The sequence below is a fragment of the Ruegeria sp. K3 genome (genome assembly GCF_056531845.1).
Window position 1 is genome coordinate 59,922 of sequence record NZ_JBQFMM010000006.1, and the last position, 13,473, is coordinate 73,394.

The 13,473-nt window shown below is 57.6% G+C and carries 8 protein-coding genes and 1 pseudogene; 8 read left to right on the forward strand and 1 reads right to left on the reverse strand.

The features are described from left to right. Positions 1 to 77 precede the first annotated feature (77 nt). From ACR0MP_RS12400 to ACR0MP_RS12425, 6 genes and pseudogenes are all read left to right on the forward strand, one after another. Positions 78 to 1,631 carry an altronate dehydratase family protein gene (locus ACR0MP_RS12400; protein ID WP_170407422.1) on the forward strand — a complete coding sequence of 518 codons (1,554 nt, stop codon included), beginning with the start codon at positions 78 to 80 and terminating at the stop codon, positions 1,629 to 1,631. A gap of 59 nt (positions 1,632 to 1,690) precedes the next feature. Continuing rightward, a pseudogene (locus tag ACR0MP_RS12405) lies at positions 1,691 to 3,199 on the forward strand (sugar ABC transporter ATP-binding protein). Then, positions 3,196 to 4,203, forward strand: coding sequence for an ABC transporter permease (locus ACR0MP_RS12410; protein WP_170394139.1), 1,008 nt, complete (start codon positions 3,196 to 3,198; stop codon positions 4,201 to 4,203). Before ACR0MP_RS12405 ends, ACR0MP_RS12410 begins: the two are co-directional and overlap by 4 nt. Positions 4,204 to 4,250: 47 nt before the next feature. Next, complete coding sequence (locus ACR0MP_RS12415; RefSeq protein WP_170407420.1) at positions 4,251 to 5,195, forward strand: ABC transporter substrate-binding protein; 945 nt, start codon at positions 4,251 to 4,253, stop codon at positions 5,193 to 5,195. A gap of 839 nt (positions 5,196 to 6,034) precedes the next feature. Continuing rightward, complete coding sequence (locus ACR0MP_RS12420) at positions 6,035 to 7,285, forward strand: aminotransferase class V-fold PLP-dependent enzyme (RefSeq protein ID WP_170736318.1); 1,251 nt, start codon at positions 6,035 to 6,037, stop codon at positions 7,283 to 7,285. A 21-nt stretch (positions 7,286 to 7,306) separates the two neighbouring features. Further along, positions 7,307 to 9,751, forward strand: coding sequence for a GcvT family protein (locus ACR0MP_RS12425; protein ID WP_480886564.1), 2,445 nt, complete (start codon positions 7,307 to 7,309; stop codon positions 9,749 to 9,751). A gap of 16 nt (positions 9,752 to 9,767) precedes the next feature. On the opposite strand, the gene ACR0MP_RS12430 is transcribed toward ACR0MP_RS12425, so the two are convergent. Continuing rightward, positions 9,768 to 10,655 carry a LysR substrate-binding domain-containing protein gene (locus ACR0MP_RS12430; protein ID WP_170394131.1) on the reverse strand — a complete coding sequence of 296 codons (888 nt, stop codon included), beginning with the start codon at positions 10,653 to 10,655 and terminating at the stop codon, positions 9,768 to 9,770. Between the two features lie 203 nt (positions 10,656 to 10,858). Here ACR0MP_RS12430 and ACR0MP_RS12435 point away from each other — a divergent pair, with 203 nt between their 5' ends. Both ACR0MP_RS12435 and ACR0MP_RS12440 read left to right on the forward strand, forming a co-directional pair. Next, entirely contained in the window at positions 10,859 to 12,214 is a 1,356-nt protein-coding gene (locus tag ACR0MP_RS12435) for an MmgE/PrpD family protein (protein WP_480886566.1), read from the forward strand. A gap of 16 nt (positions 12,215 to 12,230) precedes the next feature. Then, the gene (locus ACR0MP_RS12440) at positions 12,231 to 13,472 is read left to right on the forward strand and encodes an FAD-dependent oxidoreductase (RefSeq protein WP_480886568.1); all 1,242 of its coding nucleotides are present in this window, start codon (positions 12,231 to 12,233) and stop codon (positions 13,470 to 13,472) included. Position 13,473 lies beyond the last annotated feature (1 nt).

A 13,473-nucleotide genomic window follows, 5' to 3' on the forward strand; every position in this document is an offset into this window, starting at 1 on the left:
AAGTTAGCATTCTAACATGTTAGTTGACAAGTAGAGATATAGGATTTAGCAACATTGACCAAGCAAGTGGAGAAGAGATGCGAGCGAACGGCGGCATAAACGTTTTGGAAGAGGCAACTCGCGATGTCGTGAAGCTTAATCCGAAGGACAACATCGTTATTGCTTTGCGTGACTTGCAAGCTGGTGAGCAGCTGGCACATGTTCCCGTGCAATTGGCTGCGCCCGTTACCCGCGGTCACAAGCTTGCCGTGTCATCAATCCAAACTGGCGAGAATATTGTCCGCTACGGTCAGATCATCGGGCAGGCCAAATGCGATATAGCGCCTGGCGAACATATCCATGTGCACAACCTTGGCATGGGGGCGCATCAGCAGGATTATGCGCATGCCAGCGCCAACACCCCGCTGCCTGTTCTGACTGAAAAGCGTACATTCGACGGATACCATCGATCTGACGGTAAAGTGGGAACCCGAAACTACATCGGGATTCTAACCACCGTGAACTGCTCGGGTTCGGTAGCGCGTTTTATCGCCGACGCAGCGGAAAAGACCGGGTTGTTGGAAAGCTATCCCAATGTTGACGGTGTGGTCCCGATTGTGCACGGGACCGGATGTGGAATGTCCAGCAAGGATGAGGGCTATGCTACCCTGTTTCGGACGTTGGCCGGCTATGCACAGCATCCGAATTTCGGGGGTATTCTGCTGATCGGTCTGGGCTGCGAAGTCATGCAGGTGGCAGATCTTGTCGGCGGTCGACCAATCCGCGCTGACGGTGCGCTGCGTTACATGACCATTCAGAACGAGGGCGGAACACGCCGCACTATCGAACGGGGGCTGGCGGAGTTGCGCGGCATCGCCCATCTGGCCAATCAAGCCGAACGCGCCCCGGCTCCGATCAGTGCCATCACGGTCGGTATGCAATGCGGCGGCTCGGACGGGTATTCTGGGATAACCGCGAACCCGGCGCTGGGGTATGCGTCGGATTTACTTGTGCGCCATGGAGGAACAACGATCCTGTCGGAAACCTCGGAAATCTACGGTGCCGAACACCTGCTGACCCGGCGGGCCGAGACTGTTGAGGTGGCTGAAAAACTGATCGAACGCATCCACTGGTGGGAGGACTACACGGCCCGAAACGGCGGTGAGATGGACAACAACCCAAGCCCAGGCAACAAGCGCGGGGGGCTCACAACCATTCTTGAGAAATCGCTTGGTGCCGTAGCTAAGGGAGGCACCGCGCCACTGCGAGACGTCTACAAATTCGGTGAGATGATCGACAAGAGCGGGTTTGTCTTCATGGACAGTCCCGGTTTTGATCCGTGTTCGGTCACCGGGCAAGTCGCTTCGGGTGCGAACCTGATCGTGTTTACCACCGGGCGCGGTTCGGTGTCTGGATATCAGCCAACGCCCTGCATCAAGCTGGCCACAAATTCCGAAATGTATGCGCGCATGGCCGAGGATATGGATCTGAACTGCGGTGACATCGTGACAGACGGGATCAGCATCGAGAGCAAGGGCGAAGAACTGTTCGAAATACTGATCCGTGTCGCCTCAGGCAAGAAAACCAAAAGCGAGGAACTTGGATTTGGGGGCGTTGAATTCGTCCCCTGGCAAATTGGTGCGGTGATGTAAACCGCGTTGGCCCAAGGGGAGAGGGGCAAATGGGAGGCAATAAAAATAGACTGGTCGAAATGACGGGGATTGATAAGTTTTTCCCCGGCGTGCACGCGCTGAAATCCGTGCAATTAGATCTTGAACCGGGTGAAGTTCACGCGCTGATGGGCGAGAACGGTGCCGGTAAAAGTACGTTGATGAAAATCCTGTCGGGTATTTATCAACGTGACGGTGGGACCTTGAAGATAGAAGGGCGCGAAGTCAGTCCGGCAACCCCGCGCGAGGCGCAGGATCTAGGTATTGGGATCATCCATCAGGAACTGAGCCTGATGAACGACCTGACTGTAGCCCAGAACATTTTTATCGGACGCGAACCGCGTAAGAGCTTTGGCCGTTTGGACGAGGCGGCGCTGAATGCGCAGACTGCCGAAATCTTTGCTTCGATGAACCTCAGCCTTGATCCCAAGGCGTTGGTTGGCAGCCTGACCATCGCAAAACAGCAAATGGTCGAGATCGCCAAGGCACTGTCCTTTCGGTCCAAGGTGCTCATCATGGACGAGCCAACAGCGGCTCTGAATGACGCCGAGATTGCTGAGCTGTTCGTGATCATCCGCCGCCTCAAGGCTGAAGGTGTAGGCATCGTTTACATTAGCCACAAGATGGACGAGCTGAAGCAGATCTCGGATCGCGTGACGGTTATGCGCGATGGGGAATATGTCGGAACAGTTGGGGCTGCTGAAACCCCGATCAGCCAGATCATCGCCATGATGGTGGGCCGAGAGGTCAAGGAAGAACCGCTGGACGTGCCCGATCTGGGTGATGCGGAGATGTCTCTGCAGATCACCGGGCTGAGCCGGAGCAACGAAATTCAGGACGTCAGTTTCTCGGTCCAAAAGGGTGAAATTCTGGGCTTCGCCGGTCTTATGGGCGCAGGTCGCACCGAGGTCGCGCGCGCCATATTTGGGGCCGACCCCAAGGATAGCGGAGAAATCCGGGTACATGGTCAGGTGGTGTCGATCAAATCACCCACTGACGCCGTCAAAGCGGGGATTGGGTACCTGTCCGAGGACCGAAAGCATTTCGGCCTCGCTACTGGTATGAATGTACGCGACAACATCGCGCTTGCCTCGATGGACCTGTTCACCGGCGCAGGCGGGGTTCTGCACGATGGTTAAATCAGCGACACCGCCAAAAGCTACATCCAGCAATTGGGCATTCGAACACCATCGGATGTGCAGGAGGTTCGTCTGCTGTCAGGCGGCAATCAGCAGAAGGTTGTCATCGCCAAATGGCTGCTGCGCGACTGCGATATTCTGATCTTTGACGAACCGACCCGCGGTATCGACGTCGGCGCGAAATCCGAGATTTACAAGTTGCTGGAAGAACTGGCAGGGCAGGGCAAGACGATCATCGTGATCTCGTCTGAACTGCCCGAAATCATGCGCCTCAGCCATCGCATCGCGGTGATGTGCGAAGGGCGGCTGACCGGCATTTTGCCCGGCGGAAAAGACACCACTCAGGAAGACATCATGCATCTGGCCACGCAACGTGCAGCGGCGATGCAGGTAACAGGGACAGTCCAATGACCACAGCAACCGACATCGAAAAGAAAAAGCCACTCTCGGGTCTTGCGGACAGCGGCGCGTATCAAAAGCTGTTGGCCTTTGCCAGTTTGATCGTTCTGCTAATCGGTTTTTCCATTGCTTCACCCAACTTCATGCAGACGTCGAACATGATTGCCATCCTACAGGCAACATCGGTCAATGGCGTTCTGGCCGTCGCCGCGACACTGGTTATCATCACCGGTGGGATCGACCTGTCTGTCGGCACACTGATGACCTTTTGCGCGGTGATCGCCGGCGTGGTGCTGACATATTTGGGAATGCCGTTGCTGTTAGGCGTGGCCGCAGCCATTGCAGCTGGAGCATTCTGCGGGCTTTGCTCCGGTACTTTCGTCGCCAAGATGAAAATCCCGCCCTTCATCGCCACACTTGGGATGATGCTGATTCTCAAAGGCCTGTCGCTGGTGATCTCTGGGACACGGCCAATCTACTTCAATGACACGCCGGGCTTTGACCAGATCTCGCGCGGGTCGCTGATTGGTGAGGTTTTCCCGTCACTGCCCATCCCCAACGGTGTGCTGATCCTGTTCCTGGTTGCCATCGCGGCTTCGTACATTCTGGGGCGCACAGTTCTGGGTCGTTACACCTTTGCGCTTGGCTCTAACGAGGAAGCGGTGCGCCTGTCAGGCGTGAACACCGACATGTGGAAGATGCGTATTTATGCGCTGGCCGGAGCGATCTGCGGCATCGCCGGTATCCTTATCGCCTCGCGCCTGAACTCGGCGCAACCGGCATTGGGTTTGGGATACGAATTGGAGGCGATCGCAGCCGTAGTGATCGGTGGCACGTCTTTGTCCGGTGGGCGCGGCACGATCCTGGGCACGTTGATCGGCGCCCTGATCATGGCTGTACTGACCAACGGATTGCGCGTGCTGTCAGTCGCGCAGGAATGGCAGACCGTTGTCACCGGCGCGATCATCATTCTGGCCGTCTATGCCGACATGGCGCGGCGCAAGAAATCGGGATGACCAAGCAACTAAATCAAAGACCAAAACGACCAACTGGAGGAGAAAACATGTTAACACGTCGTTTCATTCTGGGTGCGCTCAGCGCAGCCACCCTGGCAGGTCCCGCCTCGATGGCGGTAGCCGAAGAGATTTACATTCCACTGGTATCCAAAGGGTTCCAACATCAGTTCTGGCAAGCGGTGAAGTCCGGCGCCGAACAGGCAGCAGACGAGTTTGATGTCACCATCACGTTCGAAGGTCCGGATAACGAAACAATGGTGGACCGTCAGATTGACATGCTGGCTGCGGCGCTGGCCAATAATCCAAAGGCAATCGGTTTTGCTGCGCTGGACAGCCAGGCTGCTATCCCGCTTTTGAAACAGGCCAACGAAAAGGGCATTCCGATCATCGCCTTCGACAGTGGTGTTGATAGCGATATTCCGCTTTCAACTGCGACAACGGACAACCTGGCGGCAGCAGGGTTGGCAGCAGACAAGATGGCTGAAAAAATCGGGGGCAAGGGGAAGGTTGCTGTTGTCGCCCATGACCAGACAAGCCGCACAGGTATTGATCGTCGCGACGGTTTCGTCAATCGCATGGCTGAGAAGTATCCGGATATCGAAGTTGTTACGGTTCAGTACGGCCAGGGTGACCACCTGAAATCGACCGAAGTCACCAAGGCGATCCTGACTGCTAACCCTGATCTAAATGGTATCTTTGGCACCAACGAAGGCTCAGCTATTGGTGTTGTAAACGGTGTTCAGGAGCTGGGCACCGAGGGTTTGGTGATCATCGGTTATGACAGTGGCAAGGCCCAGAAAGACGCAATCAAGAGCGGTCTGATGGCGGGTGCGATCACGCAAAACCCTGTGGGCATCGGCTATGAGACTGTGAAAGCAGCGGTTGCGGCTCTCAATGGGGAAGAGGTTCCAGGTCTGATCGACACAGGCTTCTACTACTACGATGCCTCGAATATTGACGACCCGAAGATCTCGGCCGTTCTGTACGACTAAAAGTACTTATTAACACTGTTCGGCCTGCCTTTTTGGTGGGCCGGACAACCAATGTTCATCGTTCAGGTGAATTATGTCAGTTTTTGCGGGGTAACGGCGTTTGGGTCGCAACACCGGTCTGTCGCTGCTCTGCGTATGTCCTTGGTGCGTCGATGATGGGTTTAAGCCTAATTAGCAGAAATTTTGGCAAATTGATTTAATACTCGAAGTCTGGACATAAGCTAACCTGTTGCAGACGATTAACTTTCCAGCTTTCAATCAGCAAGCTCTATACACCAATATGTTACAAGCTATTGACCATCGACGAATGCGCCACCAGCGCGTGAGTGGTTCGCGGTATCGCCGCGTCGAAGGCAAGTTCGTGATCTCTTACAATGGTGATTAATCAGGTCTGAAAGGCGTGACGAAATCCCAAACTGCTGTAAACAAATGCATGAATCGCTATCTATCTAAATACCCCAGCCGATATGGGAATATCTGGGATGCAGGATGCATGCCCGCTCCTACGATGTCTGGTTTGTGATGGCGGTACAGGCTGCGCCAATGAGGTTGGATCGTCACTCTCTCAACACCGTCCTGCAAAGCGATGTCTCTAGAACAACGCTCAGGTTACAAACCGTTGGCCTGACCAGCGGTTTCTCAACCGAGCGAAGGCATGCGTGAGGGTGTGATCGGGCCGACGAAATTGAAATTCGCGAACCATATTGTTCTTGTGGCTGAGCTCTCTTGGCTCGATGGTCTCAATTTCCACCCACAATGCCCCAAGTTTTTTTGTGAGTAGTTTTGCAAAAGGGCGCATATATCTTGCCAGAATGACATTTTCGCAGGAATGGTTCCCGATGACCAAGATCACTCCAGAATTGCTTGAACAAATCCGTGCCCGATTTGCGCAGGTTGACCACTGCCCGCAGCAGGGACCGCGTATTTTCTTTGAAAACGCGGGTGGGGCGCTGACGCTGAATTCGGTTGTGAGCACCTCGCAGGCTTATGCTGCGATCCCTGACAATCAGGGCCGCGACAACCCGGGAAGTCACGAACTGGTGCGGGTAATCAACAAGGCCAAAGAAGATATGGCCGTGTTCATGAACGCCCCCGGTGGCCAGTTCTTTGTCGGCGAAAGCGGGACCGAGCTGCTGTTTCGTTTGATCATGAACGCCTGTCTGGGCGCCGCCACCGGTCGGGTCCTGGGCACAACATTGGAACATCCCGCGACCCGAAGCGCTTGCGCGCGTTGGGCCGGGGTGGCCGGGCAAGATCATGTTCTGGTGGTCCATGACGACGCCACAGGCACCGTCACCGCAGATGCTTATGCGGCGCAGGTAACGCCGGACACAAAGGTTGCGACTATCGTGCACACCTCGCCGGTGACCGGTATGGGCGTGGATGTCGCGGCTGTGGCTGCCGAGATCCGCGCCGTTGCACCCAATTGCTACATCATAGTCGACGGTATCCAGCACGCCGCGCATGGCCGGATCGACCTGACCGCCTATGATGTCGATGGCTATGTGATCTCGCCTTACAAGGTGTTCTCGCGCCATGGTTACGGGGTGGCCTGGATTTCTGACCGGCTGACCAAGCTGCCACATAACAGCTTGATCGAGGGCCCCGCCGACAATTGGGAAATGGGGACGCGTGATACCGGCTCTTACGCTACAATGTCTGACGTAATCAGCTATTTCGAATGGCTGGGCGCACAGGTCAGCGACGCCACCGACCGGCGCGCAAAATTCGTCGCTGCCGGAGAGGCGATCCATGAGCAGGAAAAAGCGTTGACTGATGCGATGATCCGCGGAACCGGCAACCTGCCCGGGCTGGCCGAGATGGAGAAGGTGACCATTCTGGGCGGTGTCGATAACCCAGCACGCGAGGGACTGGTGTCACTGCAGGTCGAGGGCGTGCCGTCGGTCGATGTGGTCAAGCAACTGAACGAACAAGGCATCCGTACGCATTTGCGCAAGGCCGATCACTATTCGGGCAACATCTTGACACCGCTTGGCATGGACAGCTGCGTGCGTGTTTCGATGTGCCACTACAACAGCGTCGCCGAAGTGGCCCAGTTTCTGGGTGCAATGAAAACCGTCGCCGCCTGAGGCATTTGAGAGGGGAAGCTCATGAAAACGCATGCGCAAGCGGTTGTAATCGGCGGCGGCCTAGCCGGCTGTTCAATTCTGTATCATCTCGCCAAGTTGGGTTGGACCGATGTGGTCCTGCTAGAGCGGGACGAACTGACCAGCGGCTCGACCTGGCACGCGGCGGCCAACATTCATGGGCTGCATGACAACAACAATATCACCCGCATCCAGCACTATACGATGAATCTGTATAAAGAACTGGAACAGGAAACCGGTCAAAGCTGCGGCGTGTTCCAGCCCGGTTCGCTCTATTTGGCGCAAACCGAAGAACGCGAGCATCAGCTGCGCCTGCAGGAAGCCAAGGCTAAATTCTATGGTTTGAACTTCCACGAGGTCAGTCGCGAGCAGGCCAAGGAACTGCACCCGCTGGCGCAGTTCGACGATATCCGCTGCATCATGTATGAACCTGATGGCGGCAATGTGGACCCTTCGGGAGTGCCCCACGCCTATGCTGCCGGTGCCCGCGCCATGGGAGCAACCATAGAACGGTTCTGTCCGGTGCTAGGTACGGATCAGCAACCCGACGGGTCTTGGATCGTGCGTACCGCAAAGGGCGATATTCACACGCAATGGGTGGTGAATGCCGCTGGTCTTTGGGGCCGCGAAGTTGCGGCGCTGGCGGGGCTGACTCTGCCGTTGCAACCGACCGAGCACCAGTACTTCGTGACTGAATCCATCGAAGAAGTTACCAATCTGGGCCGTCGCCTTCCGTCAATTGCAGACCGGGATGGCGAGTACTATTTCCGTCAGGAAGGCAACGGATTGCTGATCGGGGCCTATGAGAAGGACATGAAGTTCTGGGCCGAGGACGGTACGCCGCTGGACTTTGCCCATGACCTGTTCCCCGACGATTTGGATCGGATCATGGAAAACGTGATCCGCGCTACCGAACGTGTGCCAGTTGCCGCCACCGCAGGGGTCAAACGGGTGATCAACGGGCCGATGATCTGGTCTCCGGACTCCAGCGCCTTGTGGGGTCCGGTGCCCGAACTGAAGAACTATTTCCTCTGCGGCGGACTGATCCCGGGTTTCTCGCAATCGGGTGGTCTGGGCCTGCTGGCGGCGCAGTGGATGATCGAGGGCGAGCCGCAATACGACATGTTTGCATGGGATCTGGCCCGCTTCGGCGACTGGGCCGACAAAAAATTCACCAAGGCACGGGTTGAGGACCAGTATACCCACCGTTTTGCCATCCACTTCCCGAACGAGGAGCGTAGTGCAGGCCGCCCCGCCCGAGTCCGCCCTGCCTATGAAATGCAGAAAGACATGGGCTGTGTCTTTGGTCTGAACTGCGGCTGGGAGCATCCCCTATGGTTCGCCGATCAGCCCGGCGTGCAGGAAACCAACGGCTTCACACGCCAGAACTGGTGGGAGCCGGTGGGACGTGAGGTACAGATGCTGCGGGAGAATGTGGGCGTCATCGACATATCGAATTTTGCGAATTACATCATCAAAGGACCCGGCGCGCAAGATTGGCTGGACCGCTTGGTTGCCAACCGCGTACCGACCGTGATCGGGCGGTCTTGCCTGACGCCGCTGATCTCTGTCCGTGGCGGCGTGGCTGGCGATTTCACCATAACCAAGGTGGCCGATGACGAATACATGATGATCGGATCGGGCATGGCCGAGCGCTATCATCAACGCTTTTTCAACATGATCGACCTGCCAAAGGACACAACCTTCGAAGTCGCCACCGACCGCATAGCCGGGTTCAACGTCGCCGGTCCGAAAGCGCGTGACCTGCTGCAGCGGCTGACCAATGCAGACCTGTCGAACGAGGCGTTCCGCTTTATGCGCTCGGCCACAATCGAGGTTGCGGGTGTCACCTGTCTGGCCATCCGCGTCAGCTTTACCGGCGATCTAGGGTGGGAGTTGCACTGCGCCGAAGAAGATCAGACCCGCCTTTACGCTGCGCTGCTGGATGCGGCCAAGCTGCTGGATGGCGGCCCCGTTGGCGGCCGCGCGCTGGGGGCGTTGCGGATCGAAAAAGGTTATGGCTCTTGGGGCCGTGAGTATTCGCAGGAATACTGGCCGCAAGAGGTCGGGCTGGCGGGCCTCATCAAGCTAGACAAGGATTTCCTGCACAAGGATGTGTATCTGTCGGTCAAGGACAACGCCGCACGCGAAATGCTGTCAATCTTCGAGGTCGAAGTCTCCGAGGATGCCGACGCTACCGGCGGTGAGCCGATTTTTACCCCGGATGGTACCCCGGTTGGCCGCGTGACATCCGGTGCATACGGCTATTCGGTCGGCAAATCGCTAGCGCTTGGCTATATAAACCCTGAGGTCGCACAACCTGGTGATACGGTCGAAGTGTTCATCCTTGGCAAGCCCCATAAAGCGAAAATCCTGTCCGAGCCTCCTTTTGACCCGGATGGAAACCGCCTGCGTGATGTTAAACCGGCTCTGGAAGGGGCTGCCTGAGCAGCCCCGTTGCAGGTCAGCGGTTCATGCTGGCGGCGGCGTTTAGCAGCCAGTCCTGAAACAGCCTGACCGACGGTGAAACGGGTTTTTCCTTGAGACGCACGAAATAGGCCCAGGGGCTGTCCAAATCGAATTCGAACGGTTCGATCAGCAGCCCCCGGTCCACATAAGACCCGGCCAAAGAGCGGGGCAGAGCGACGCAGCCCAACGACTGCGCCGCCATTTCCATTGCCAGATTTGAAGCGTTGGTCCGCAGCCCTTCCTTCTGGTTCAGGTCTGCCAGATCAAAATGACGTGCGACCCGTTCCCAATAAGCTGGACGACCCAGAATATGGATCAGAGGTGCCTCTTGCAGTTGTGCCGGATCGGTCAGCTGCGCGCCATTGACTGTGAATTCGGGCGCACACACGACCGCAAGCTTTTCGGCCCACAGCTGCCGTGCGCCCACCGTCACATCGTCAATATGATTGACCGTTATCGAAATGTCCGAGACGTTCGGCTCGACATCAATCCAGACGGTGCCGTGTACCGTCAGGTCGATATCCGGGTGCTGGTCGCTAAAGCCCCGGATTACGTCCGGTAGCCAATTCTCGGCCAGGCTGACCGGGCAAGACACGACGACTTTGCGGGTGTGTGACCGCTGGATGACCGATTGTGTGGCCACGTCAATCTCATGCAGAGCATGCCGCACTGAAGGCAGATACGCCTCGCCCACGTCGGTCAGCGACAATGACCGGGCATGGCGCACGAACAGAGGCCGCTGCAAAAACTCTTCGAGCGAACGCACATGGTTGCTGACGGCCGATTGGGTGCAGTTCAGCTCATCTGCCGCGCTGGTAAAGCTGAGGTACCGGGCGGCGGCCTCGAAGGAGCGCAGGAAGATCAGGTGGGGCAGGTTCATCATGGCGACATATTCCTGGGCGGGCGGATGGGTGGTGCGCCGGGAATCCTGTTTCGCGGCGGGAATTGATCTGGTTCATATGCTACAATGGAGCGGAGCCAAAGCTACAAATTTTCCGGGGCCATTGCCCTCGTATTGTTTTCGTGCTGCGATGGGCAAACACACTTAGGTTTTGGCCGAACCCGAAACCTCATCTGTAGGGCATCGTGACCAACACATTTCAAACTATCGCAAAGTTTGCGCTAAATCGAAGGGTGCAGGATTTCCCCGACAGCGCGCTCGAAGCGGCAGCACCGATGCTGCTGGACACGCTGGGGATCACCATCGGGTCCGGACCGATGCAGGCCGGTCAGATCGCGCGTGACAGCGCTATGGCGCTTTACGGTGCGGGCGATCCGGGCCTCAGCGCACGGATGCTGTTCGATGGCCGCAAGGTTAGCGTTGCCGGCGCGGCTTATGCCGCTGCGACTCAGACCGATAATCTGGATGGCCATGACGGCTATAACCCCACCAAGGGCCATATCGGTGTTGCCGTTGTGCCGGCTCTTGCGGCTTTGGCGGAAACGGTCGCGGATTTTTCCGGCCCCGAGGCGTTGGCGACCGTAACTATTGGATACGAAATCGCCGGGCGCGCCGGGATTTCGTTGCATGACACAGTCAGCGACTACCACACTTCCGGCGCATGGAACGCGTTGGGAGTTGTGGCCGTTGCCGCCCGTCTGCGCGGGCTGAGCGCGGAACAGATGCGGCAGGCCATGGGCATCGCCGAATATCACGGGCCGCGCAGTCAAATGATGCGCGAGATTGCCAACCCCACCATGCTGCATGACGGCTCGGGCTGGGGCGCGCTGGTGGGTGTATCCTCGGCAGTGCTGGCCGAGAAGGGATTTACCGGCGCGCCGGCGATCACAATAGAGGCGGATGAGGTCGCGCATCACTGGCGGGATCTGGGCAGCTTCTGGCAGATGGAACATCAATATGTGAAGCCCTATCCGATCTGTCGTTGGGCCCATGCAGCGATCGACGCCACCAGGGCGCTGATGCGTGAATATGGCCTGTCTCATCAGGACATTGCCGCGATTCAGGTGAACACTTTCCACGAAAGTGCCTGCCTGTTTCAGGGTATGCCGGATCACACTTCGAAGGCGCAGTATTCGCTGCCCTTCGCGGTGGCGACGATGGTGGCGCACGGCCGTATCGGGGTCGAGCATATCACCGGCGCGGGCCTCTCCGATCCGCTGGTCGCGGCGATTGTCGACCGTATCTCGGTGGCCGAGACCGCGCGCCATTCCGACCGCTTTCCTCAAAGCCGCGTTGCTGATGTCGTCATGACCCTGACGGATGGGCGGGAACTGGCGTCGGGCGACGTCCACGCGCGCGGCGGGCCCGAGGCACCCATGGACCGTGACGAAGTGATTGCCAAGTTCATGGAGTTCGCCACACCACCGCTGGGGGTCAGCCGTGCCGCCGCCATACGCGACGCGGTTCTGGGGTTGCAGTCGCCGGACGCCAAATTCTCGGATCTCGGCGCGCTGATTTATGACGCCGCTGACAACCGCTGAAATCAGGACAACAAAAATGCCGCTAAGGCTGCTGAAATACGGGCTATCCGCCGATTACCCTGTCACCGGAGACATTCCGGCCACGCCAGAGCTTAAATCCAGTTACGATGTGGTCATCGTAGGTGGTGGCGGCCACGGACTGGCCTGTGCCCACTACCTATCAAAGTATCACGGCATCACCAATGTGGCTGTGCTGGAAAAGGGTTATCTGGCGGGCGGCAACACCGCGCGGAACACCACTACCATCCGCTCGAACTACATCACCAAAGAGGGCATCGCGTTCTACAAGGAAGGTGTGCAGCTTTACGGGAAGATGAGCGAAGAGCTGGATTTCAACGTCATGTTCAGCCAGCGCGGTCAACTGACGCTGGCCCATACCGAGGCGACGCTACGCTCGTTCCATCTGCGGGCCGAGATGGGTAAACACGCGGGCACCCGGATCGAGGTAGTTGATGCGCAGACGGTCAAGGACCTGTCCCCGCATCTGAATATGGATGAGGGCGGGCCGCTGGAAATCATCGGCGGTTTGTGGCACGCCGATGGAGGCACTGCGCGGCATGATGCGGTGGCCTGGGGTTATGCAGCGCAAGCCAGTAGGCGCGGGGTGGAAATTCATCAACGTACCGAGGTTGAAGGGTTCGACACTGCCGGTGGCAAGATCACAAAAGTGCGCACCAATCGCGGTGATATCAGTGCCGGGCAGGTGATGATTGCTGTCGGGGGCATGAACTACGACATGGCGATGAAAGCCGGGGTAGAATTGCCGATCCGTTGCTATCCGTTGCAGGCGATGGTTACGCAGCCGCTGAAACCGTGGCTGCACACGCTGGTCAGCTCGGTCAGCCTGCACACCTATCTGGTGCAGTCTTCGCGAGGCGAGATCGTGATCGGCGGTGGCTCGGACCCTTATCAGATGTATTCCACCCGCTCGACACTGGACATGAAAGAACATCTGGCCGAAGGCGCGGTACATTTGTTCCCGTTCCTGCACGGGGTGCGTCTGCTGCGACAATGGGCCGGGATTACCGACATGACGCCCGATTACTCACCCATCATGGGTGCCAGCCCATTGTCCAACCTATGGCTAGATTGCGGTTGGGGCACTTGGGGGTTCAAAGCCACTCCGGTGGCGGGCAAATACATGGCGCAGTCCATCGCCAACCAGAAGGTCGCGCCGATACTCGAACCCTTCACAATGGAGCGTTTCGCCACTTTTGATCTGCTCAATGAAATGGGCGCAACTGCCGCGAGCCACTGAC

Bases quoted from the DNA above. Each gene is read 5' to 3' on its own strand.
- ACR0MP_RS12400 (WP_170407422.1), top strand. From the start codon at position 78: ATGCGAGCGAACGGCGGCATAAACGTTTTGGAAGAGGCAACTCGCGAT.
- ACR0MP_RS12410 (WP_170394139.1), top strand. From the start codon at position 3,196: ATGACCACAGCAACCGACATCGAAAAGAAAAAGCCACTCTCGGGTCTT.
- ACR0MP_RS12415 (WP_170407420.1), top strand. From the start codon at position 4,251: ATGTTAACACGTCGTTTCATTCTGGGTGCGCTCAGCGCAGCCACCCTG.
- ACR0MP_RS12420 (WP_170736318.1), top strand. From the start codon at position 6,035: ATGACCAAGATCACTCCAGAATTGCTTGAACAAATCCGTGCCCGATTT.
- ACR0MP_RS12425 (WP_480886564.1), top strand. From the start codon at position 7,307: ATGAAAACGCATGCGCAAGCGGTTGTAATCGGCGGCGGCCTAGCCGGC.
- ACR0MP_RS12430 (WP_170394131.1), bottom strand. From the start codon at position 10,655: ATGATGAACCTGCCCCACCTGATCTTCCTGCGCTCCTTCGAGGCCGCC.
- ACR0MP_RS12440 (WP_480886568.1), top strand. From the start codon at position 12,231: ATGCCGCTAAGGCTGCTGAAATACGGGCTATCCGCCGATTACCCTGTC.